The following is a 22182-nucleotide window of genomic DNA, read 5'->3' as shown; positions in this document are numbered from 1 at the left end:
TCCTCCCACGGCCAGCTGCCGAACCGGCCTGTCGCAGTCAGTGAGTTTGCTGCAAATCGAGGTCGTCGTCCAAGGCGGCTGCGGCGGCATCGACGAGCTGGGTCATCGTGGCGTGGATCGTTTCGAGGTCCTGTTCGGTCAGTCCGAAACGTTTCATCACTTGCCCCGGCACAGCTTGTGCGAGCCGGCGCAGATCTTTGCCGGTCGGCGTCAACCCGATCAGGACGACCCGCTCATCGCGGGAATCCCGCGTCCGGGTGATCAGTTCCTGCTTTTCCAGCCGACGGAGCAGGGGGGACAGGGTTGCGGAATCCTGTTTGAGGAGCCGCCCGAGGCTCCGAACCGACTGAGGCGAATCCTGCCACAGCGCGAGCATCACCAGGTACTGCGGATGGGTCAGCCCAAGTGGCGCCAGAATCGGCCGGTAGGCGGCAATAACACCACGCGCGGCGACGGACAGCGCAAAGCAGACCTGACGTTCCAAGGCCAATGGGTCATCGGCGGCGGTCATCAAAAGTCCAATCAGCTCAGATGTGCGGTAGTATTAGGTTGTGCGTTAATGATTAGCGTACTACTTAAAAATGGATGGTGCTTCGGTGAGCAAGGGTCGCGGTGGTCCCGGTCGGTTTCTTCGGGTGATGGACAAGCTCCGGCATGTCGTTGGCCCGGCGCAGGTCGGCGACGGTGGCAGTGTGGACACGGTCCGCAGCGACGAGAAGCGCCGGGAAGACCTTCAGAGGCTGCGGCTGCGCCGGATCACGAATCCAGATGGCAGCAGCTACCTGGTCAGCGAAGAGCTGGGCGAGAAAGACGCTGGGCAACCCTAGCGTCGGGCGGCACGCCGCCTCGGCCACGCAAAGCCGATCAGCAAGAGGGCGACGAGCAGGGTGAATCCGCCGATCAGAATTCCGCCGTCGGTCCAGAAGGTTCCGGGGTACAGGCGGATCAGTGTGTCATTGGTGTGGAATGTCCAGGTGCCTTCGGCGAAGAAGAGCTGATGGAACGTGGTGAAGAACCTTTCCCAGCCAATCAGCGCGAGGGCGGCGGCCGCGCCGATGAAGACCACGGTGACGATACCGCCGAGGAACAGGCCCATCCGCAGTCCGCGCTCGGTGCGTCGCGCGAGGTAGACAGCGAAGACGATACTGACGACCAGCAGGATGATGGCCACCAGGTTGAACGTTGCGAAGACCGCCTTCACATCGTGCATATGCGATAGCTCCCCGGCCTTGAATGCGGCCGAGCCGTCTGCGAGCCTGATGTCAGCCAGGTAGCGGATGCCATCGAAGTTGAGCAGGTAGTCGACCACATATGAGCCGTAGTGCTGCCGGTCGTCTGCGGAGAATCCGAACTCGTCGGCCGGAAATCCGGGACGCCAGAAGTACTCGAACCGCATGAACAGCGGGGAGGCCACCATCCTGATTGCCAGCGCGATCAGCACAATCGGGGTGCTGATCGCGATCCAGATCTTTGCCAGGGTGGGCAGCCAGCCGGAAGCCTCCGGCTTTCCGCCCGCGCTCCGGGGACGCGCCCGTGGCACGTCGACTTCACGGTGAGCGGAGATCGGTGCCGGGCCCGCGCCGGAGCCAGTTGTCCCGGACTGCGAGCCAGATGACGCGGACGGCGAGTCGGCGGACCGATCGGCCTGCGGTGCACCACCGGTCAGCTCAGCCCACTCCTCCTCGCTCAAGATGGCCGGACGTTCCGAGTCGCCCAGCCCGCTGGTTCCGGTGGCAGGCACAGATTCCCTGTCATCGGCCGAAACTGTGCGCGAACGGGAATTCATTCGTCGGGTGACGAGGTCGTTCGTCGAATCGCCTGCGGGATCTGGGGTGGAAGTCACCATCCCATTGTTCCACTGCCGCGACAGGCCTGGGGGATGACACGCAGCAAAGGCTGCAGGCGGCTGGTGCCTACGCGAGCAGGGCGACGATCATGATGATCACCGGAACCGAGAGGAATGTGGTGAGCAGCGCTGAGTCGCGAGCGAGATTAATGCCTTTGCTGTAGCGCATTGCCATAATGAAGACGTTTTGCGCGGTGGGCAGGGCGGCCGTCAAGGTGGCCGCCAGCAGCGGGGTGCCCTCCAGGCGAAAGACAAAAGCCGCGAGCAGATACGCAACCAGCGGTTGGACCAGCAGTTTCAGCACAACGATCAGGCTCAGGTCCCTGCGGGTGCCCTTTGCCGGCGCTTTCCAGCCCTCGCGCAGCGAGATGCCGAAAGCCAGCAGTGCACCCGGCACCGCGATGCCGGCAATCAGGTCGATTGGTGAAAAGACGATCTCGGGGATTGGAATCTGGAAGTACGCCACGGCGACGCCGGCCAGACTGGCCAGGGTCACCGGATTGCGCAGTGGCGCAAGCACCTGCCGCCATCGGGATCCCTGCTGCCCGGCATCCAGAACTGCCATCCCGATCGGCGCCAGAACGATGAGCTGGAAGAGCATTACCGGTGCGACGTACGCGGCATCCTTGAGCACGTACACCGCGATCGGCACGCCCAGATTTCCGGCGTTGACATACGATGCCGCCCAGGAGCCGATGATGGCCGTACCTGCGGGACGTTTCCAGGCAAACCGCGCAACGCAGAAGAACAGTACCGCGACGAAGAGCGAACTTCCGGCCGTGATCGCCAGGGCCCCGGAGAAAACACTGCGCACATCCGCGGCCATCAGGGTGACGAACAACAGCGCGGGAGTCGCCACGTAGAAGACGATCCGGGACAGCACTTTTTGCCCCGAGGCGCCAAGCACTCCGGTTCGGCCGAGCACGACACCGACGACGATGATCAGTGCGATGACGCTGAAGCCCTCGAGGACGCCTAGCACGCGGCACCTTCCTGGCATGGGCCGTAGGAAATGACAGACATCCTATATTCTATGAGCTTATTGGTTGGCACAAACCTCGCTGCCGCGCCTAGGCTTACATCGACATGTCTGAACCAACTTCGCTTGGCACCGATCCTTCACCTGACACCGACCGTGGCGCGCTGCGGCGGCGCTTGGCGACGCTGAGCTACCTGGATGAGCGACGGTTGAGGCGCCGTCTGGACCAGACCCGCCAGATCAAGGACGCGGCGAAGCGTGCCAGGATCATCGCCGAGATCGACGCGGCCGTCGATGCAGCCAGTGTCCGGCTGGAACGGCGAATCGCCGCCCGTCCCGAGGTGAGCTACCCGCCGGAGCTGCCGGTCAGCGCGCGGAAGGACGATATTGCTGCGGCCATCGCCGCCAATCAGGTCGTCATCATCGCCGGAGAAACCGGGTCAGGTAAGACGACGCAGCTCCCGAAGATCTGTCTTGAGGTCGGCCGTGGAGTCCGCGGAATGATTGGTCACACGCAGCCCCGGCGGATCGCCGCGCGGACCGTTGCCGAGCGGATTTCAGCTGAACTCGGAGTCGAGCTCGGCGGCGCGATCGGCTACCAGGTGCGATTTACGTCCCAGGTTGCCGGCGAGACGTCGGTGAAGGTGATGACGGACGGAATCCTGCTGGCCGAGATTCAGCGGGACAAGATGCTCAGCGGCTACGACACGATCATCATCGACGAGGCGCACGAACGCAGCCTGAACATCGATTTCATCCTGGGTTACCTAAAGAACCTGCTGCCGAAACGTCCCGATCTCAAGGTAATCATCACCTCGGCGACGATCGATCCGGGGGCCTTCGCGGCGCATTTCAACGACGCGCCGATCATCGAGGTTTCCGGGCGAACATATCCAGTCGAGGTGCGATACCGTCCGCTGATCGAGGACGGCTCGGACGCCGCCGAGGGCGAGGACGACGACGGGCCGGGAAACGCCGGTGACGCATTCGAGTCCCGGACCCGGGATCAGACAGAGGCGGTGCAGGACGCCGTCGACGAGCTACTGGCCGAGGCTCCCGGCGACATCCTGGTCTTTCTGAGCGGGGAGCAGGAGATCCGGGACACCGCCGATGCGCTCGCCGGGCATCTGGCCAGGCGGCGGAATGCATTGGCCAGGCCGGTCGACGTCATCCCGCTGTACGCCAGACTTTCCGCGGGGGAGCAGCACAGGGTCTTCCAGCAACACAGCACCCAGCGCATCGTGCTTGCCACGAACGTTGCCGAGACGTCGCTGACGGTGCCAGGCATCAAGTACGTCATCGACACCGGAACCGCCAGAATCTCCCGGTACTCTGCGCGGACGAAGGTTCAACGGCTTCCGATTGAACGCATCTCGCAGGCGTCGGCCAATCAGAGGTCCGGGCGTTGTGGACGGACAAGTCCGGGAATTTGCGTTCGGCTCTACAGCGAGGACGACTTCGACTCCCGGCCCGAATTCACCGATCCGGAAATCCTGCGTACCAACCTGGCCAGCGTGATTTTGCAGATGGCGTCGCTGGGCTTCGCCCGCACGGACGCCGACCTGACCAGGTTCCCGTTCCTGCAGCCGCCGGACGTGCGCAGCGTCCGCGACGGACGCACACTGCTCACCGAGCTCGGCGCGCTGCGCGTCGGCGATGACGGCGGATCGACACTCACCGAGATCGGCCGCTCGCTCGCCCAACTGCCGATCGATCCCCGGCTCGCCCGGATGGTCGTCGAGGCGGACAAGCGCGGTTGCGCGGCAGAGGTCTTCATCATTGCCGCAGGCTTGTCGATCCAGGACCCTCGGGAGCGCCCGGCCGAACACCGTGAGGCGGCCTCAACGAAGCACCGACGGTTCAGCCACGAACATTCGGATTTCCTCGCCTACCTCAATCTGTGGAACTACATGCAGGCCAAACAGCGCGAGCTGTCGTCCAGCCAGTTCCGGAAGATGTGCCGCAACGAGTTCCTCAACTTCATGCGCTTGCGCGAATGGCAGGATCTGGTGGCTCAGCTCCGGCAGATGGCCAAAGGCGTCGGGATTCAGGCAGCGCAAGTGCAGTGGGCCGGTGCCGGTAGCGAGGGGCCGGGTGCTGGGAGCGAGGCTGCAGACTCGGCGCCTCAGGACACAGACGCGCTGGCGGATCAGGTCCACCGTGCACTGCTCTCGGGCCTGCTGACCCAGATCGGAGTGAAGAACGGGGAGAAGAACGACTATCTCGGCACCCGCGGCGCGAAGTTCGCGGTATTCCCGGGATCAGGCCTGTTCAAGAAGCCGCCACGTCATCTGATGGCGGCCGAGTTGGTGGAAACCTCGAGGCTGTGGGCCCGGGTCAACGCACGCATCGATCCGGCGTGGATCGAGGAACTCGGCGGAGACCTGCTGAAACGCAACTACAGCGAACCGCACTGGGAGAAGAAGCGCGGCGCCGTCGTCGCCTTCGAGAAGGTCACCCTGCTTGGCGTCCCGATCGTCGCCTCCCGCAAGGTGAACTACGGCCGGGTCGACCCGGTGCTGTCCCGGGAACTTTTCATCCGGCATGCGCTCGTCGAGGGCGATTGGAGCACATCGCATAAGTTCTTCGCCGCGAATCGGCGGCTGATCGATGACGTAGCCGATCTCGAGTCCCGCGCTCGCCGTCGCGATCTCCTGGTCGATGACGAGAAGCTGTTCGAGTTCTACGATTCGAAAATCGGCGCCGAGGTGGTATCCGCCGCACACTTCGACGCGTGGTGGAAGAAAGCCCGGGCGAAGGATCCGCACCTGCTGGACTTCTCCGCCGCCATGTTGCTCGCCGGAGACGCCGACGAGATCAGCGATCAGGACTACCCGAGCAGCTGGCCGATGCCAGACGGTTCGGACGCGGCGCTTACCTACCAGTTCGAACCGGGTGCGGATGCCGACGGCGTCACGGTGCACCTGCCGGTCGATACCCTCAATCAGGTCGAGGAGGAGGTCTTCAGCTGGCAGATTCCCGGTCTGCGTGAAGACCTCGTCACCGCGCTTATCCGTTCGCTGCCCAAGCCGTTGCGTCGGAATTTCGTGCCAGCGCCCGATGTGGCCGGGAAGGTACTTGAAACCCTTGAGCCGTACGTCGGCGATATCCGGGTGGCACTCGCCGCCGAACTGGGGCGGCTGAGCGGAATACAACTCGAGGCGGAAGATTTCGACCTGTCAAAGGTGCCGGATCACTTGTTGCTGACCTTCCGGGTAGTCGATGACCGCAAGAAGAAGCTGCGCGAATCGAAAGACCTCGGCACCCTGCGCGCCGGCCTGGCCCCCGCGGTGCAGGTATCGATATCCCGGGCGGCGACCGGGCTGGAGAAAAGCGGGCTGACCAGCTGGGACTTCGGAGAACTGCCGGCAGAATTCGACAGTAACAGCCACGGCCGGCGGGTACGCGGATACCCGGCGCTGATGGACGACGGCACTTCCGTGTCGCTTCGGGTGCTGGATCGGAAGAGCTCGGCCGCCGCGGCAACCTGGGCCGGTGTTCGGCGCCTGGTACATCTCGGCGTGCCCAGCCCGGTTGGATATGTGCAGAAGCACCTCAGCAACCAGGAGAAGCTCACCTTTGCCCGCGACAGTGCCGGCGTTCGGACCTTGCTGGATGACTGTGCTGTCGCCGCGATTGATCGGTTGATGGTGGAGTTCGGCCTCGATCCGGAATCCGAGGCGCTACCGGTTCGCGAGGCGTCAGATTTTGAGGCGCTTCGGGTTTTCGTCGCCGACAGATATCTGGACGCGACCTTCGACGTGGTCCGGATCGTCGAACGAGTTCTCTCCGCCGCGGCACGGATTGACCGCGCGATCTCGAAAATCAACAGCTTGTCCCTTGTGTCCGGTCTTGCCGATCTGCGTGCCCAGGTCGATGGCCTGCTGCAGCCCGGCTTCGTGGCCGAGACAGGTTGGCAGCAATTGCAGCACCTGCCCCGGTATCTGACCGCGGCCGAACGACGGCTGGATAAGCTCACCGACAACGCGGCGCGTGACCGTCAGCTGATGGAACGGGTGCGCCTGCAGGCTGATGCCTTCGAGAAGGCGAAGGCGAAACTGAAGCCAGGTACGCCGCCGGGAGCGCGACTTCGGGGCGTGCGCTGGATGCTTGAGGAGCTGAGGGTGAGTTTCTTCGCCCAGGAGCTGGGCACTGTCTACCCGATCTCGGAAAAGAGGATCGCCAAGGCGCTGGCCGAGGCGCAGTAGAACCTAAGCAGTTGGCTCAGCTGCTTCTAGGGCAGCCAGAGTTCCGGATCGTCGCTGAGCGTCTTCACGATTTTGGTGTCGACGCCGAGCCAGTCGACCGAGAAAGCCGACGCCAGATCCAGCCAGCGCAGCTGGTCATGATCCTCAAGCGGTTGCGGCTGCTGGGCCGAGGTGAGAGACGCGGTCCAGATCCGGATCTCACCGACCCCGGGTAGCGGCCAGCCGAAGGGAATGCCGGCCTCGCGCGGCGAAGGGTTTACCTCCGTCCCAAGATCCACGGTAATGCCGAGCTCCTCGTCGAGTTCGCGGTGCAACGCCGCCAGGGCGCTCTCACCGGGCTCCACCTTGCCGCCGGGAAGTTCCCAGCCGCCACGATGCCTGCCTTTGCTGCGCCGGGCGGCAAGCAGCCGGCCATCGCGGAAAATCGCGGCACCGACAACCAGCACCCCGTCGCGCCTTCGGTCTGTGACCGTCATGCGTTCAGACCCAGCACGAACCAGGACAGCGGCACGAGGCCCGCCGCGACGACGCTGAGCGAAGCCCAGGTCCGAGGGGTGGCCTTCCGGGACGCCCGGCGATGGCGGTAAGCGAGTGCCCAGAACAGCACGGTCGCCGCCGACGTCAGCACCGGGCCGATAACCATCAGGGACAATAGCCACTGCTCGCCCGCCGTGATGTCCTGGATCAGTCCGGCCGTTGCGTAGATCCCCATCTCGAACGCGAATCGGACGGTCAGGAACAGCAGCGGAGTGGCCAGCACCGCCGAGATGATCAGCGGCAGGCGCCGCGGCCAGTCGGCGGTTCGCTTCTGCCGAGCCAGGGTGGGGTGCGCCGCGATCGGCAGGCGGCGTTTCTTCGTGGACATAATCGGCTAAGTCTAATCTGTTGGCGGTTGCCGTTTTCTCCCTGGACCGGACTCCCGCGTAGACTCGACGGGTGAATTCCAGCCCCGCCACCGTCTCGTCATCGACGACGCTTGCCGAAGCAAAACGCCGCCGAACCTTCGCGGTCATCTCCCACCCCGACGCGGGTAAATCCACCCTGACCGAGGCATTGGCGCTGCACGCCCGGGTTATCGGACAAGCCGGGGCCGTGCACGGCAAGGCCGGTCGCCGTGGCACCGTCTCGGACTGGATGAGCATGGAAAAGGAGCGCGGGATCTCGATCTCCTCCGCCGCGCTGCAATTCTCCTACCGGGACGCCGTGATCAACCTGCTCGATACGCCCGGACACGCTGACTTCTCAGAGGACACCTACCGGGTGCTCTCCGCGGTGGACGCCGCGGTAATGCTTGTGGACGCGGCGAAGGGGCTGGAAACCCAGACCATGAAGCTGTTCGAGGTTTGCCGGCACCGAAACATCCCGATCATCACAGTTATCAACAAGTGGGACCGTCCAGGTCAGGACGCTCTTGCGTTGATGGACGAGGTGCTGGGCCGCACCGGACTGACCCCGACCCCACTCGCGTGGCCGGTCGGCGAGGCCGGCGATTTCCGTGGCGTCCTTGACCGATCCGACGGAAGCTACATCCGGTTCACCCGCACGGACGGCGGCGCTACGATCGCAGGCGAGGAGCGGTTCACCGCGAGCCAGGCCGCAGAGCTGGAAGGGGAAGCCTGGCACACCGCCGAAGAGGAGTCCGGCCTACTGGAACTGGAAGGCCAGCAGCATGATCAGGACACCTTCCTGGCCGGAAAGAGCACCCCGGTGCTCTTCGGCTCCGCCGTGCTGAACTTCGGCGTGCACCAGCTGCTCGACGTGCTGGTGGACCTTGCGCCGTCAGCCGAGGCCCGGGTCGACGCGCACGGCGAGCCGCGACCAGTGGACGCGCCATTTTCCGGATTCGTCTTCAAGGTACAGGCCGGGATGGATACCGCACACCGGGATCGCTTGGCATTCGTGCGGGTGTGCTCGGGAGTTTTCGAGCGCGGCATGATCGTCACCCAGGCGGCATCGAAGAAGCCGTTCGCGACGAAGTACGCCCAGCAGGTCTTCGGCCGCGACCGGGAAATCATCGACACCGCCTATCCCGGCGACGTTGTCGGACTGGTCAACGCGGCTGCGCTTCGGGTCGGCGACTCACTGTACGAGGCCCAACCGGTCAGCTTTCCGCCAATTCCGACTTTTGCGCCCGAGCACTTCATGGTGATCCGAGCCAAGGATTCATCGAAGTACAAGCAGTTTCGCCGGGGGATTGAGCAACTGGACCATGAGGGAGTTGTCCAGGTGCTGCGCTCCGATCTTCGAGGCGACCAGGCACCGGTGCTGGCCGCGGTCGGACCGATGCAGTTCGAGGTTGCCGAAGATCGAATGAACAACGAGTTCAATGCCCCGGTCAAGCTCGAACGCCTCGCGTTCACGATCGCCCGCAGGACAACGCCTGACTGGATCCCGACGCTGGCACGGGAGCGCTCGGTGGAGGTGTTGTCCCGCACGGACGGTGATCTGCTTGCCCTGTTCAGCGACCGCTGGCGGCTGCAGGGGGTCGAGCGGGAGCATCCCGGGATCGTGCTCGAGCCGCTCGTGGTCTCCTAACAAGTCAACAACCGTTGACGCGCGACGGTCGTCAACATATATTGACTTCATGGCAGTGATACGAACATCGCTCGGGCCCGACGATGCCGGCAGTGGGTCCCCGCTTCGGGCGCTCGCCGAGATTTCCCGGGAGCAGGCGGCGCTGCGTGAGAAGGAACACTTCTACGTGCTGAACGCCCGGGCAGCCGGTTATAGCTGGCAGGCGATAGCCGCCGTGGTCGGGGTTTCCAAACAGGCGATGCACCGCAGATACCGGGACTACCGAGCGCAGGAGCAGCACAACTGATGCACGTGAGGCGGGTTTGAGATGACCGATGACTTCAGCAGGCGGGTCACCGTGCCGGATCTGATTGGCGAGCGGGTACGGGACGCTGAAGAAATGTGCCGGCTTTCGCGGCTCTCCCTTTACGCTGCCGACGAGGACGGCACGCCGACAGGTCAGGTGCAGTGGCCGGGTGAGTTCGTTGTCCGTTACCAGTCTCTGCAGCCCGGCAGCAAAGCACATCCGAACGACATCATCACCATCTATGCCAGCCCCGGCGGAGGTGGCGGTGCCGGTGACCGTGAGCCGAGGACGCCGCCACCGGATCCGCTGGTGGCCCAGCGAAATTATCCGTACCGGCAGGACGTTCCACCTGTGGTCCCGGAAGAGCAACACGAGAAGGTGGGCGCGGGCGATCTCGATCCCGTGTAACTCCTTCTCAGACTGCCCACATAGAATCCGGGGAAGACATGTTGTGCCGACGGTGCGCGATGCAGCGTCAGAAGAGCGCGCCGCACCGCCGGACAGCCTGCGTAAAGGAGAAATGCGAAAAACATGGGAACACACCCAATCCGTGTAGCCATTGCCGGCGTCGGAAACTGCGCGACCTCGCTCATCCAGGGCGTGCACTACTACCGGGATGCCGATCCCGAGGAGACTGTCCCCGGCCTGATGCACGTCGAGTTCGGCGACTATCACGTCAACGACCTCGAATTCGTCGCGGCATTCGACGTGGATGGCAAGAAGGTCGGACTCGACCTGTCGGAAGCCATCGGGGCGAGCGAGAACAACACGATCAAGATCGCGGATGTGCCCGCACTCGACGTCACTGTCCAGCGCGGTCCCACCCTGGACGGCCTGGGCAAGTACTACCGCGAAACCATCGAGGAGTCAGCCGCGGACCCTGTCGATGTCGTGCAGGTGCTGAAGGACAACAAGGTCGATGTGCTGGTCTGCTACCTTCCGGTCGGATCGCAGCTGGCTACCGAGTTCTACGCTCAGGCCGCGCTCGACGCCAAAGTGGCTTTCGTCAACGCACTGCCCGTGTTCATTGCCGGGACCAAGGAATGGGACGAGAAGTTCCGTGCCGCAGGTGTGCCTATCGTCGGCGATGACATCAAGAGCCAGATCGGCGCGACCATCACCCACCGGGTAATGGCGAAGCTGTTCGAGGATCGCGGCGTCATCCTTGACCGCACCTACCAGCTGAACGTCGGCGGCAACATGGACTTCAAGAACATGCTGGAGCGTGACCGGCTGGAATCCAAGAAGGTATCCAAGACTCAGGCCGTCACCTCGAACACCGACGCCAAGCTGGGGGAACGCGATGTGCACATCGGGCCTAGCGACTACGTGCAGTGGCTCGACGACCGGAAGTGGGCCTACGTGCGGCTGGAGGGCCGTAACTTCGGCGACGCTCCGGTCAGCCTGGAGTACAAGCTCGAGGTTTGGGACTCGCCGAACTCCGCCGGCGTGATCATCGATGCGGTCCGTGCCGCCAAGATCGGCCTCGACCGCGGTATCGGTGGCCCGCTGCTCTCGGCGTCGTCGTACTTCATGAAGTCCCCACCCGAGCAGCACAACGACGAGCTCGCGCACGAACTTGTCGAGCAGTTCATCCGGGGAGAAGTCGAGCGCTAGGCGCGGCGGCGAGCGAGCGGCACGACGAGCGGAGTCCCGGTTTCGGGGTCCGGAATCACCCGGGCGCGCAAGCCAAAGACATCCTCGATCAGTTCGGCCGTGACGATCTCGCCCGGGTTGCCCTCGGCGACGACGCTGCCATCCCGCATCGCGATCAGGTGGTCGGCGTAGCGGCAGGCGTGGTTGAGGTCGTGCAGCACCGCGACGAGCGTGCGGCCGGACTCCTCGTGCAGCTGGGCGCACAGGTCCAGCACCTCGATTTGGTGCGCGATGTCGAGGAACGTGGTCGGCTCATCGAGCAGTAGCACCGGGGTCTGCTGGGCTAGTGCCATCGCGAGCCATACCCGCTGGCGCTGGCCGCCGGAGAGCTCGTCGACCAGCCTTCCGGCAAGGTCGGTGACCTTGGTGTCCGACATGGCCCTGGCCACGGCGGCTTCGTCGGTGCGGGACCATTGGCGCATGAACCGCTGGTGTGGATGGCGCCCCCTTGCCACCAGGTCGGAGACCGAGATGCCGTCCGGCGCGGTGGACGACTGCGGCAGCACGCCGAGCCTTCGGGCCACCTCCTTAGACGGGAGCGAGCGGATCATTTCGCCGTCGAGGTACACGGCGCCCTGGCTGGGTTTGAGCAGTCGGGACAGTGCTCGTAACGCCGTCGACTTGCCGCATGCGTTCGGGCCGACGATCGCGGTGAATGACCGGTCAGGAATCGAGAGGCTCAGCCCCTCGGCGATCACTCGCTTGTCGTATGCCAGGGTCAGGTCCTGGCCATAGAGCCGTTCCGACGATGCCGGGCCGGCGGTGGTTACGTGCGACATGGTGCTCCTGACTTTTGAGGTGTTCACAACCGGTTCGACCTCCATTGCAGGACGAGCAGCGCGACGAGGTAGAGGCCGCCCACAGCGCCGGTGAGCACGCCGGTGGGCAGTGCGGTCTCGAAGAAATGCTGTGCGGCGAAGTCGCTGAACATCAACATCACCGCGCCGGTAAGCCCTGCGGTGAGCGGTGCCGGCCGGGTGCTCCTGCTGAGCAGCTTCGCCACCTGTGGCGCGGCCAGGGCGATGAAGGCGACCGGGCCGACTGCCGCGGTGCCGATCGAGGTGAGGGTGACGGCGACAAGAATCAGGATCGCCCGGGACATTTCGACGGAGACGCCGAGCGCCTTGGCGGCGTCGTCGCCCATCTCCATCAGGGTGAGCCGGGAGTTCATCAGCATCGCAACCGGTGCCAGCACGACGACGAAGGCACCGACTACCTGAACCTCGAGCCAGCCGCGGCCGTTAAGTGTCCCGGTTATCCAGGTGGCCGCCGCCTGCGCCGCTTCGACGTCGACCTTGACGATCAGATAGGAGTTCAGGGACAGCAGTACCGCGGAGACACCGATGCCGATCAGCACCAGCCGGTACCCCTGGACGCCACCCTTGTACGCGAGCAGGTATACAACGGCTGCAGTTCCCAGGCCGCCGACGAGAGCGCCGCCCGCAACCGCCAGCGATGAACCGCCGAAGAGCAGCAGCTGCAGCAGTGCGCCGGACGCGGCTCCGGTCGTGAAGCCGATAATGTCAGGGGAGCCGAGCGCGTTGCGGGAGATCGATTGGAAGATGCAGCCCGAAATGCCGAACGCTATGCCGACCAGGCCTGCGAGCAGCACCCGCGGCATCCTCCAGTCGAGCACGACGAGAGTGCTGGCACGGCTGCCTTCGCCCTGCAGGGTTATCAGCACCTTTTGCAGGCTGAGCTCGAAGTCGCCGATCATCAGGCCGATCAGGAAGAAGCCAAGGCAGGCCAGGAACAGTAGCGAGCCGACGGCGAGCGAGCGGCGCGACGGCCGCCAGGACAGCCGGTCGTTGAACAGCCTGACAACGAGGCCGCCCGTTCTGTGAGCGACAGCACGGCCTCCGTCGTCTGGGCTTCCCGTGCTTCCGGTGCTTTCGATATCCGAGTTGGTGACGTGGGTGGTCATAGTTGTGGCATCTTCCGGCGTCGGACCAGGGCGATGAATACCGGAGCTCCGATAAGCGCCGTCACGATCCCGACCTGCAGCTCACCCGGTGGGGCGACGACCCGGCCGATGACGTCGGCGACCAGCAGCAGGATGGCGCCGAAGACGGCGGAGAATGGCAGAACCCACTTGAGGTCCGGGCCGACCAGACTGCGCACGACGTGCGGAATGGTGAGGCCGATGAAACCGACCGGGCCGGCGGCGGCGGTTGCCGAGCCGCAGAGCAGGGTGAGTGCGACAACGGCACCGAGCCGGACCAGGCCGATATTGACCCCGAGTGCCTTACTGGTTTCATCTCCCAGGGCAATGGCGTTCAGCGGGCCGGCCATCAGCAGGGAAAGTGCGAGGCCGACGGCGAAGAACGGCAGCAGCGGGAGCAGGATGCCGAAATCGCGTCCCACCAGCGACCCGACATCCCAGAAGCGGAACTTGTCGAAGGCATCAGTATCCGTCAGGATGATTGCCCGGGTGAATGCCAGCAGGGCCGAAGAGATTGCGACACCTGCCAGCGCCAGCCGGACCGGTGTGGCACCGCCCTGGCCGATCGAACCGAGTAGGTAGACGGCGACAATGGCCAGTCCGGCACCGGCGAAGCCGAACCACACGTAGCCGCCGATATCGCTGATGCCAAGGAAGGCGATCGCGATCACGACTGCAATTGAGGCACCGGCATTGATGCCGAGGATGCCGGGGTCGGCCAGCGGGTTGCGGGTGATTGCCTGCATCAGGGTGCCGGCGACGGCGAGTGCGGTGCCGACCATGACGCCGGCCAGGGCCCTTGGCAGCCTGAGTGTGCGCACGATCACGGCGTCGTAGCTGCCGTCATCCTCGAAAAGCGCTTGCCAGACAGTCGCGGGGGAGAGTCCCTTGGAACCGATCAGGATGCTGAGCAGCACGACAACGATGAGGGCGAGCAGCGAGATGATCAGCCAAGTGGTACGGCTGGATGTGCCGCGAAGCAGGCCTGCCGATCGGCTTGGTCCGCTGGCGGCAAGCAAAGTTGCCGACGCACTCGGTTCAGCGTTCACTTCAGCCAGCCGTCCAGCTGGTCTGGCGGACTCGGGCATGAAGGGGGCAGCACTTTCTATCGATGACAGACGCGCTTTCTATGGTAAGCCTAACCGAACTAACGTCAAGCCGGGAGATAGCGATGTATAGATATTCGGTAGGTTTGGAAGTATGAGTTCCCCCGATCCAGTGAATCGTGCCTATCTGAATCATCTCGACGCCGACACTCGTCGGCTTGCCGCCGAGGCCGAGCCGCCGGGCTCGAAGTTCGCCGGCGCCGGGGAGGCGCTGATCTCGGCGGTTAACGCGGACATCGACGAACACGCCGAGGACCTCCGCCGGCTGGTGCAGTCGCTGCACCAGAACCCGGAAACCGCATTCGAAGAACACCGAAGCGCGGCCGAAATCGTGGCGTTGCTCAACTCATACGACGTACATGCCGAGCGCGGCGTGTATGGGCTGGAGACCGCGATCCGGGCTGAAGTCGGCTCCGGTGGTCCGGCCATCGCCATCCTGAGCGAATACGACGCGCTGCCCGAGGTCGGTCACGCCTGCGGCCACAATGTCATCGCGGCCACCGGCGTCGGCGCCTTCCTTTCCCTGGTCCGGCTGGCCCGATCGCGGCCGGACGCGCTTCCCGGCCGGGTTGTCTTCCTCGGTACGCCTGCCGAGGAAGGTAATTCCGGTAAGGAATATATGGCTGCGGCGGGTGCATTCGACGACGTCGACGCAGCGATCATGGTGCACCCCTATGGCTACGACGTCGCCGAGCAGGTGTGGCTCGGCCGCCGCCTGCTGAGGGTGACGTTTTCCGGGACGGCTGCCCACGCCTCGGCGCAGCCGTTCATGGGCCGGAACGCGCTCGACGCCGCGAGCCTGGCCTACCAGGCTGTCGGGGTGCTCCGCCAGCAGATTCTTCCGGTCGACCGGATCCACGCGATCATCACCGAAGGGGGCAGCCGGCCGAGCGTGATACCGGAATCGGCAATCATGGAATTTTACGTGCGCTCGAAGTACCCCGAGACGCTCAAAGCGCTCAGCGAGCGTCTGAACAAGATCGTGGAAGGCGCCGCGATGATGACCGGAACTGGGTGCACGATCGAGTGGGACGATAAGCCGCCATCGCTTCCGGTCCGCACAAATCGAGCGCTCGCCGGACGCTGGACCATCGCCCAGCAGTCACGCGGGCGTAGTCCATTGCCACTTGGCGTCGTCTCCGAAACGATTGCGGCCTCGACGGACTTCGGAAACGTGAGTTTCCGCATTCCCGGCATTCATCCGCTGATCAAGATCGCCGAGCCGGATGTCGCCCTGCATACCCGGGACTTCGCGGACGCCGCGGGAAGCCAGGCCGCCGAGCTGGGCGCCATCGATGGCGCAAGCGGACTGGCCTGCACGGCGCTCGACTATCTCTGTGACGAAGCGCTGCGCAACGCGGTGCATGAGGAGTTCGAGGCTTCCGGCGGCGCTATCGACGTGCCGCATTATTTCGACTGACCACTCTCTCTTATTGCAGTTCAGAAAGGCTTGATCCGATGTCGTCCACTGCACCCGGAACCGAAACGAAGCCGCGCAATCTTGGTGACAGAATGTTGAATGGCATCGAACGGATCGGCAACAAGCTGCCCGACCCTTTTATGCTCTTCCTGATCCTTTTCCTGGTCGTCGCCGTCGTTTCCACGGCAATGTCCTGGGCCGGGGTGACTGTTCGGATCCCGGGTAGCGATGAGATAACCACGGTCAAGGGCCTGTTCACCGCCGAGGGAATGACCTGGCTGACCGTCAACCTCGGCGAGAACTATCTCGGCTTCCCGCCGCTGGTCACGGTGCTGCCGATTCTGCTCGCCGTAGGGGTGGCGGAAAAGTCTGGCCTGCTCGCGGCAATCATCCGCAAGGTGTTCGGCTCGGCGCCGCGTTGGATGCTGCCCTATGCGGTCGGTGTCGTCGGCGTGCTCGGATCGATCATGGCCGATGCGGCGTTCGTGGTGATCCCGCCGCTGGCTGCCCTGGTATTCAAGGCAGCCGGGCGTCATCCGGTGGCCGGCCTGCTCGGCGGATTCGCGGCTGCCGGTGCCGGTTACTCGACATCGATGTTCGTGACCAGCCTCGACGCGCTGTTCGCCGGTATCACCACGGCGGTGACCGGAAGCCTGCCCAACCCCGGTTCGCCGGTCAACCCGGTATCGAACTACTTCTTCAACTTCGCCTCGTCGATCATCCTGATGCTGCTTGCCGGATTCATCATCGACAAGGTGCTCGAGCCGCGCCTCAATAGGCAGGGTGTCCCGACCGTCGAGGTCGAGGCTGACGAGGACGAGGGCGCCGTCAGAGAAGAAAAGCAGGCTGCGCTCTCCGCCGAGTTGTCGCCGGTCGAGAAGCGGGGAATCCTGTGGGCCGTCCTGGTTGGCTGCGTCCTTGCCGCCGTCATCGTGGTGGCAGTCGTGCTGCCTGACTCGCCATGGCGTAACGAGGAGGGTGGCTTCCTGCCGAAATCGCCACTGCTGAGTTCGATCGTCTTCATTGTCTTCGCGATGTTCGTGGTCCCCGGCCTGGTTTACGGCAAGGTCGTCGGAACCATCACCGGCCCGAAAGACGTGCCACGGCTGATGGGAATGGCGGTCAAGGACATGACGAGCTTCCTGGTGCTGGCATTCATCCTTGGCCAGTTCATCGCGCTGTTCAACTGGTCGGGTATCGGCCAATGGATCGCCGTGGCCGGCGCGACTGGCCTCGAATCGATTGGGCTGACCGGTTTCCCGGCCATCCTCGGCTTCATCCTCCTGGCCTCGCTGCTCAACCTGTTCATCATTTCGGGATCGGCGATGTGGACGCTGATGGCAGCCGTCTTCGTGCCGATGTTCGCCCTGATCGGTTTCGAGCCGGCATTCGTGCAGGGAGCCTTCCGGGTCGGCGACTCGGCAACCCAGGTCATCACGCCGCTGAACCCGTACATGATCGTGCTGCTGACCATGCTGCGCAAGTACGAGCCTGGCGCCGGCCTTGGCACGCTCATCGCCCGGATGCTGCCCTTCGTGGTGCCGTTCTGGATTGCCTGGGTCGTCGTGCTGTCGGTGTTCTACTTCGCCGACCTGCCGCTGGGACCGGGCAACGGGATCTTTCTGAGCCGATAGCGCCCTCCCGGGTCTACCGGCCCGGCAAGGCTGCGCTACAACGGTTTCGCAGTCGTTGAAATGACGGATCGGGTATCTGCGTGCAGGCTGTTGCTTAGATTGTTCGAGGTCAGCGGCGAGGAGACGTAGTTGTTGGAGTCGAAGCAGAGACCGCCCGGCCAGAGCCTGCGTGCCCGGATGACGCGGTTCGGGCTGCTCGGCCCGGCTTTCATCGCCGCGATTGCGTATGTGGACCCCGGCAACTTCGCCACCAACTTCGCCGCCGGCGCCCAGCACGGGTATCTGCTGTTGTGGGTTGTTGTCTGTGCCAATCTGATGGGCATGGTCGTGCAGTACCTGGCTGCCAAGCTCGGTACGGTCAGCGGGAAGAGCATGCCGGAACTGATCAGGGACAACTCGCCCCGCTGGCTGAGCAGAGGCCTGTGGCTGCAGGCCGAAGCGGTCGCGATAGCCACCGACCTCGCCGAGGTGATCGGCGGCGCGCTCGCTCTGCAGCTGCTGTTCGGCCTGCCGATCGTCGCAGGAGTGCTGCTGACCGGGACAGTGGGCCTGCTCGTGCTGGCGTTGTCCGATGACGGACGTCGCCGATTTGAATACACCATTCTCGGCATGCTGCTGATCATTCTGATCGGGCTCGGCTATGGCTTGTTCGCGGCAGGATTCGCACCGGCCGCGGCGGTACAGGGTCTGGTACCCCGCTTCGCCGACACGTCAAGCATCATGCTGGCGACCGGAATTCTCGGCGCGACGTTGATGCCCCACGTTGTCTATCTGCATTCCGGACTGCCGCAGAGCGAGCCGAGCCACGACATACCGGCAACGACCGCGCTCCGGCTGCGTCGCCACCGGGTGAATGTGATTGCGGCAATGTCCCTTGCGGGAGTGGTCAACGCGGGAATGCTGCTGATGGCTGCATCGCTCGGCACCAGGGGAGGCGCGTCCCAGGTGCTCGCTGCCGGCGACGACCTCGGCGCCATCCACGGCGTGATCGGCAGCCTGATCGGTCCGCTGGCCGCCGTCGCATTCGCTATCGCGTTGCTGGCATCGGGGCTCGCATCAACCAGTGTCGGCACCTACGCAGGCCAGATCATCATGCAGGGATTCATCCGCCGTCGGATCCCGCTGCTGTTCCGCCGCTGCCTCACCCTGATCCCGGCCATGGCCCTGTTGCTACTCGGCACCAGCCCGACGGACGCATTGATCTGGTCCCAGGTGGTGCTGTCGTTCGGCATCCCGTTCGCGATCATCCCGCTCGTCCTGCTGACCGCCCGCAGGAAGTTCATGGGATCGTTCGTCAACCGTCGGTTGCTGACCATCACTTCGGTCGTCATCGCGGCCGGCGTTCTCACCCTGAACACTCTGCTGATCAAAGAAACGTTTTGGCCATAATTTGTTCCGCGGCGGCAGCGGGAACATGGGTGCGGTATTCGCACGTTATAAGCTGTGAACAAGCGTGCGACGAGTCACGGCTTCCTGTTTGGCAGGGAGCATTGAAGTGACCACCGCCGTACCGATACACGATGGAGGATCCACCGATGGCTTCAAGAAACCCGGTTTTTGCCCGCAACAGGGCGCTGACGGCGCCTCGAGGCGTGCCGGGCAACTCCCAGGCCGGTGCCGGCTCGGGACCGATCATGTCCGAGGAACAGCTGCAGAACCTGTACAACCAGCCTGCTGCCGGCCCCGCGCAGACCGGACGGATGACGTACGACGACGTCATGATCAGGACTGCCGGACTCTTCGGCATTTTGTTGCTGGGTGGTGCGGTCGGCTGGTTCGTTCCGGCGCTCTTCCTGCCCAGCCTGCTGATCGGTGTTGTTCTTGGCTTCGTCAACATCTTCAAGCGCGAACCATCGCCGGCGCTGATCATCGCCTATGCCGCATTCCAGGGGATGTTCCTCGGTGGCTTTTCGATGTTCATGGAGCGGATGTACGAGGGCATCGTGATTCAGGCAGTGCTCGCAACGCTGAGTGTTTTCGGCGTGATGCTTGCGCTCTTCGCTTCCGGCAAGGTTCGGGTGACCAAGAAATTCACCCGGTTCTTCATGCTCGCGATCATCGGCTATGCCGCGTTCAGCCTGGTGAACCTGGTCTACATGATCGCCAGCCCCGGCGCCGGTATGTTCGGCATGCACAGCATGGAAATCACGCTGCCGATCGTCGGCACCTTCCCGCTTGGCGTTCTGATCGGTGCCTTCGCGATTCTGCTGGCGTCCTACGCCTTGGTGATGGATTTCGATGACATTCAGCGAGGCGTGCGAAACGGAATCGCCCGCAAGTACGCTTGGTCGTGTGCCTTCGGCCTGATGGTCACCCTGATCTGGCTGTACACCGAAATGCTTCGCCTGCTTGCCCTGCTGCGGGGCTCGTCCAACTAGCATCGACAGGCATTGACAAGGCGGGTCGCGGCATTTGCCGCGGCCCGCCTTGTCGTCCCGTGCCCAGGAGGTCCCGCCGAAGACACGCTTTATGCGTATTGTGGCAGTAGTGAGTGTCGAATCTGTGCCAAGGTGCTGCGGACCAGTCGGCGAAGGGGAAGCTCGATGCCCGGAAACGAAGTAGTCGAAGAAATCCTGCTGGAACAACGTCGGCTGCGCAACCGGATGATTTCATTCTCCGTCGCCCAGCTGGACCAGGGCGAACCATCACGCAGGACGCTGATCAGGAGTACGATCTCGCAAATCGCGGACCTCGCCGCGGCAGCCGAGCGGCAGCCGGAGCGCGAGATTCCCACGCTTGAGGACCGCGCGCTCGTCGACCAGCTGACGGTCGTCATCCAGGACAGCGTCGCGCACGCAGGTGAAGATGAGCTGAAACTCCTGCTCACCAGGCTCGTCGACCTGCGCCGCGCGCTGTAGCGTCTTAGAGCATTGCCCGGCGCAGGGTGTCGAGGCCGACTGAACCGATGTCGAGGGCCCGACGGTGGAAAGCCTTTGCGTCGAACTCGCTGCTCGCGGCTTCGCACGACTGCCGTGCTTCGTCGCGGATCTGCTCCCAGAGGCGCTGGCCGACCTTGTAGGACGGCGCCTGTCCCGGCCAGCCGAGGTACCGGTCTAGTTCGAACTTCAGGAAGCCGTCATCCATGCTGGCGTTCGACGTCAGGAACGGCCACGCCTTCTCGGCGTCCCAGGTGCCGCCGCCCAACTCGGCTGGGGCTGGCAGCCTCAGATGTACGCCGATATCGAGCACCACCCGAGCCGCACGCAGCCGCTGGCCGTCGAGCATGCCCATCCGGTCGGCGGGATTGTCCAGATAGCCGAGATCGGCCATCAGGCGTTCCGCGTAAAGTGCCCAGCCTTCGCCGTGCCCGGACACCCAGCAGGCCAGCCGGCGCCAGCGATTGAGCAGTTCGCGTCGGTAAACTGTCTGGCCGACCTGCAGGTGATGGCCGGGCACACCCTCGTGGTAAACAGTTGTGGTCTCGCGCCACGCATTGAAGGTCGTGACGCCCTCCGGCACTGACCACCACATCCTGCCGGGACGGGAGAAATCGTCGGTCGGGCCGGTGTAGTAGATGCCGCCGTCCTGCGTCGGTGCGATGCAGCACTCGATCTCGCGCACTGGATCGGGAATGTCGAAGTGGGTTCCGGCCAGCTCGGACACAGCCGTATCGGCGAGCTTCTGCATCCAGGTTCTCAGCGCCTCGGTGCCCTCCAATGTGGTGGACGGATCGGCGTCGAGGATTTCCATCGCTTCCCGGATGCCTGCACCCGGCTTGATCTGTCCCGCGACCTGCTGCTGCTCGGTGATGATCCGGTCGAGTTCCTGCCGACCCCATTCGTAGGTCTCCTCGAGGTCGACCTGGGCTCCGATGAAGTACTGCGACCACAGCGCGTATTCCTCTCGTCCCACGGCGTCGTCCTCACGGGCGACCGGGACGATCTCGGATTCCAGGAAGGACGCCAGTTCGCGGTAGGCAGTGGCGGCGCCATCGGCTGCCTCGCTTAGGTCGGCACGCAGGGAGGCTGGGAGTTCGCCACCTTCGGTGCTCGCCCGGTCGGCGAACCGGGTGAAAAAGCCGTCACCGGCGCCGATCTGGTTCGCCTGCTCAATGCCCTGGCGGACCTGGCGGATGGCGGCAACCCTGTCTTGCTGGCGTCCGGCCGTCAGCGACTCCATATAGCCGCGGATCGCCTGCGGCACTGTCCGCAGTCTGCCGGCGACGTTGTCCCAGTCGTCGACAGTCGATGTGGGAGTCAGGTCGAAGATCGCGCGAATTCCCTGCAGTGGCGATTCGATGACATTGAGTGTGCCCAGCGTGTAGCCCCGCTCATGCAGGTCGACCTTGAGCTGGAGGCGTTCATTCATCGCGTCGACTGTTACGACATCGACGTCGTCGACCGGCTGCTGCGCGGCAAGCTCTGCGAGGGTTTCCCGGGCTGCATCGGCGTCGGCTTGCAGACCGGCGGGGGAGAAGTCATCGAGCGCGCGGGGGTCTCCCGGCAGGCCGAGCTCGGTCGCGGTGATAGGCGACATCCGGGCGATCTTGTCGACGTAGCGTTCGGCTACGGCATCGATGGCGGTTGCGGGGCGATTCGTCTCTGAATTGGTCACGGAGTAAGACTTTACC

The 22182-nt window shown here is 64.1% G+C and carries 20 protein-coding genes; 11 read left to right on the top strand and 9 right to left on the bottom strand.

The features are described from left to right. Positions 1–37: 37 nt before the first annotated feature. Positions 38–511, bottom strand: a complete 474-nt coding sequence (locus LWF01_RS11525; protein WP_349637537.1) for a MarR family winged helix-turn-helix transcriptional regulator — start codon at positions 509–511, stop codon at positions 38–40. Positions 512–596: 85 nt separating this feature from the next. Here LWF01_RS11525 and LWF01_RS11520 point away from each other — a divergent pair, with 85 nt between their 5' ends. After that, positions 597–827: a hypothetical protein gene (locus tag LWF01_RS11520; RefSeq protein ID WP_349637536.1), complete on the top strand. Its 231-nt coding sequence runs from the start codon at positions 597–599 to the stop codon at positions 825–827. On the opposite strand, the gene LWF01_RS11515 is transcribed toward LWF01_RS11520, so the two are convergent. Both LWF01_RS11515 and LWF01_RS11510 read right to left on the bottom strand, forming a co-directional pair. Next, positions 824–1843, bottom strand: coding sequence for a TIGR01906 family membrane protein (locus LWF01_RS11515; protein ID WP_349637535.1), 1020 nt, complete (start codon positions 1841–1843; stop codon positions 824–826). The genes LWF01_RS11520 and LWF01_RS11515 overlap by 4 nt on opposite strands. Positions 1844–1913: 70 nt before the next feature. Then, positions 1914–2828, bottom strand: a complete 915-nt coding sequence (locus LWF01_RS11510) for an AEC family transporter (protein ID WP_349637534.1) — start codon at positions 2826–2828, stop codon at positions 1914–1916. A 104-nt stretch (positions 2829–2932) separates the two neighbouring features. Here LWF01_RS11510 and hrpA point away from each other — a divergent pair, with 104 nt between their 5' ends. Beyond that, positions 2933–7033: an ATP-dependent RNA helicase HrpA gene (gene hrpA, locus LWF01_RS11505; RefSeq protein ID WP_349637533.1), complete on the top strand. Its 4101-nt coding sequence runs from the start codon at positions 2933–2935 to the stop codon at positions 7031–7033. A gap of 26 nt (positions 7034–7059) precedes the next feature. Here the strand turns inward: hrpA and LWF01_RS11500 are convergent, their stop codons facing one another. Both LWF01_RS11500 and LWF01_RS11495 read right to left on the bottom strand, forming a co-directional pair. Next, complete coding sequence (locus LWF01_RS11500; protein WP_349637532.1) at positions 7060–7509, bottom strand: (deoxy)nucleoside triphosphate pyrophosphohydrolase; 450 nt, start codon at positions 7507–7509, stop codon at positions 7060–7062. Next, on the bottom strand, positions 7506–7898 hold the full coding sequence (locus LWF01_RS11495) for a hypothetical protein (RefSeq protein WP_349637531.1): 393 nt from the start codon (positions 7896–7898) through the stop codon (positions 7506–7508). The genes LWF01_RS11500 and LWF01_RS11495 overlap by 4 nt, the downstream gene beginning before the upstream one ends. A 71-nt stretch (positions 7899–7969) precedes the next feature. Here LWF01_RS11495 and LWF01_RS11490 point away from each other — a divergent pair, with 71 nt between their 5' ends. The 4 genes from LWF01_RS11490 (at position 7970) to LWF01_RS11475 (ending at position 11471) form a co-directional block, all read left to right on the top strand. Then, positions 7970–9568 carry a peptide chain release factor 3 gene (locus LWF01_RS11490; protein WP_349637530.1) on the top strand — a complete coding sequence of 533 codons (1599 nt, stop codon included), beginning with the start codon at positions 7970–7972 and terminating at the stop codon, positions 9566–9568. Between the two features lie 49 nt (positions 9569–9617). After that, positions 9618–9854, top strand: coding sequence for an AsnC family protein (locus LWF01_RS11485; protein WP_349637529.1), 237 nt, complete (start codon positions 9618–9620; stop codon positions 9852–9854). A 21-nt stretch (positions 9855–9875) separates the two neighbouring features. Continuing rightward, on the top strand, positions 9876–10262 hold the full coding sequence (locus LWF01_RS11480; RefSeq protein ID WP_349637528.1) for a PASTA domain-containing protein: 387 nt from the start codon (positions 9876–9878) through the stop codon (positions 10260–10262). Between the two features lie 123 nt (positions 10263–10385). After that, positions 10386–11471 carry an inositol-3-phosphate synthase gene (locus LWF01_RS11475; protein ID WP_349637527.1) on the top strand — a complete coding sequence of 362 codons (1086 nt, stop codon included), beginning with the start codon at positions 10386–10388 and terminating at the stop codon, positions 11469–11471. Here the strand turns inward: LWF01_RS11475 and LWF01_RS11470 are convergent. From LWF01_RS11470 to LWF01_RS11460, 3 genes are read right to left on the bottom strand one after another with little or no spacing between them, the layout of a single operon-like run. Continuing rightward, positions 11468–12289 carry an ABC transporter ATP-binding protein gene (locus tag LWF01_RS11470; RefSeq protein WP_349637526.1) on the bottom strand — a complete coding sequence of 274 codons (822 nt, stop codon included), beginning with the start codon at positions 12287–12289 and terminating at the stop codon, positions 11468–11470. The genes LWF01_RS11475 and LWF01_RS11470 overlap by 4 nt on opposite strands. A gap of 23 nt (positions 12290–12312) precedes the next feature. Further along, on the bottom strand, positions 12313–13434 hold the full coding sequence (locus LWF01_RS11465) for a FecCD family ABC transporter permease (RefSeq protein ID WP_349637525.1): 1122 nt from the start codon (positions 13432–13434) through the stop codon (positions 12313–12315). Further along, positions 13431–14501: a FecCD family ABC transporter permease gene (locus tag LWF01_RS11460; RefSeq protein ID WP_349637524.1), complete on the bottom strand. Its 1071-nt coding sequence runs from the start codon at positions 14499–14501 to the stop codon at positions 13431–13433. Before LWF01_RS11460 ends, LWF01_RS11465 begins: the two co-directional genes overlap by 4 nt. Positions 14502–14652: 151 nt before the next feature. On the opposite strand from LWF01_RS11460, the gene LWF01_RS11455 reads away from it, so the two are divergent. From LWF01_RS11455 to LWF01_RS11435, 5 genes are all read left to right on the top strand, one after another. After that, positions 14653–15978 (top strand): M20 family metallopeptidase, encoded by a 1326-nt coding sequence (locus LWF01_RS11455; protein WP_349637523.1) that lies wholly within the window; start codon positions 14653–14655, stop codon positions 15976–15978. 38 nt (positions 15979–16016) lie between these two features. Continuing rightward, entirely contained in the window at positions 16017–17612 is a 1596-nt protein-coding gene (locus LWF01_RS11450; RefSeq protein ID WP_349637522.1) for an AbgT family transporter, read from the top strand. 129 nt (positions 17613–17741) lie between these two features. Then, entirely contained in the window at positions 17742–19001 is a 1260-nt protein-coding gene (locus LWF01_RS11445; RefSeq protein WP_349637521.1) for an Nramp family divalent metal transporter, read from the top strand. A gap of 146 nt (positions 19002–19147) precedes the next feature. Next, positions 19148–19990 (top strand): Bax inhibitor-1/YccA family protein, encoded by an 843-nt coding sequence (locus LWF01_RS11440; RefSeq protein ID WP_349637520.1) that lies wholly within the window; start codon positions 19148–19150, stop codon positions 19988–19990. A gap of 165 nt (positions 19991–20155) precedes the next feature. Further along, positions 20156–20470, top strand: a complete 315-nt coding sequence (locus LWF01_RS11435; protein WP_349637519.1) for a hypothetical protein — start codon at positions 20156–20158, stop codon at positions 20468–20470. Positions 20471–20474: 4 nt separating this feature from the next. Here the strand turns inward: LWF01_RS11435 and LWF01_RS11430 are convergent, their stop codons facing one another. Then, on the bottom strand, positions 20475–22166 hold the full coding sequence (locus LWF01_RS11430; protein ID WP_349637518.1) for a DUF885 domain-containing protein: 1692 nt from the start codon (positions 22164–22166) through the stop codon (positions 20475–20477). Between the last annotated feature and the right edge of the window lie 16 nt (positions 22167–22182).

The sequence above is a fragment of the Saxibacter everestensis genome, from assembly GCF_025787225.1.
GTDB lineage: Bacteria > Actinomycetota > Actinomycetes > Actinomycetales > Brevibacteriaceae > Saxibacter > Saxibacter everestensis.
This window is presented reverse-complemented; position numbering and strand designations above follow the sequence as displayed.

Coding starts and splice junctions, on each gene's coding strand:
- LWF01_RS11525 (WP_349637537.1), bottom strand. CDS start 511: ATGACCGCCGCCGATGACCCATTGGCCTTGGAACGTCAGGTCTGCTTT.
- hrpA (WP_349637533.1), top strand. CDS start 2,933: ATGTCTGAACCAACTTCGCTTGGCACCGATCCTTCACCTGACACCGAC.
- LWF01_RS11500 (WP_349637532.1), bottom strand. CDS start 7,509: ATGACGGTCACAGACCGAAGGCGCGACGGGGTGCTGGTTGTCGGTGCC.
- LWF01_RS11495 (WP_349637531.1), bottom strand. CDS start 7,898: ATGTCCACGAAGAAACGCCGCCTGCCGATCGCGGCGCACCCCACCCTG.
- LWF01_RS11485 (WP_349637529.1), top strand. CDS start 9,618: ATGGCAGTGATACGAACATCGCTCGGGCCCGACGATGCCGGCAGTGGG.
- LWF01_RS11480 (WP_349637528.1), top strand. CDS start 9,876: ATGACCGATGACTTCAGCAGGCGGGTCACCGTGCCGGATCTGATTGGC.
- LWF01_RS11475 (WP_349637527.1), top strand. CDS start 10,386: ATGGGAACACACCCAATCCGTGTAGCCATTGCCGGCGTCGGAAACTGC.
- LWF01_RS11470 (WP_349637526.1), bottom strand. CDS start 12,289: ATGTCGCACGTAACCACCGCCGGCCCGGCATCGTCGGAACGGCTCTAT.
- LWF01_RS11465 (WP_349637525.1), bottom strand. CDS start 13,434: ATGACCACCCACGTCACCAACTCGGATATCGAAAGCACCGGAAGCACG.
- LWF01_RS11455 (WP_349637523.1), top strand. CDS start 14,653: ATGAGTTCCCCCGATCCAGTGAATCGTGCCTATCTGAATCATCTCGAC.
- LWF01_RS11450 (WP_349637522.1), top strand. CDS start 16,017: ATGTCGTCCACTGCACCCGGAACCGAAACGAAGCCGCGCAATCTTGGT.
- LWF01_RS11440 (WP_349637520.1), top strand. CDS start 19,148: ATGGCTTCAAGAAACCCGGTTTTTGCCCGCAACAGGGCGCTGACGGCG.
- LWF01_RS11435 (WP_349637519.1), top strand. CDS start 20,156: ATGCCCGGAAACGAAGTAGTCGAAGAAATCCTGCTGGAACAACGTCGG.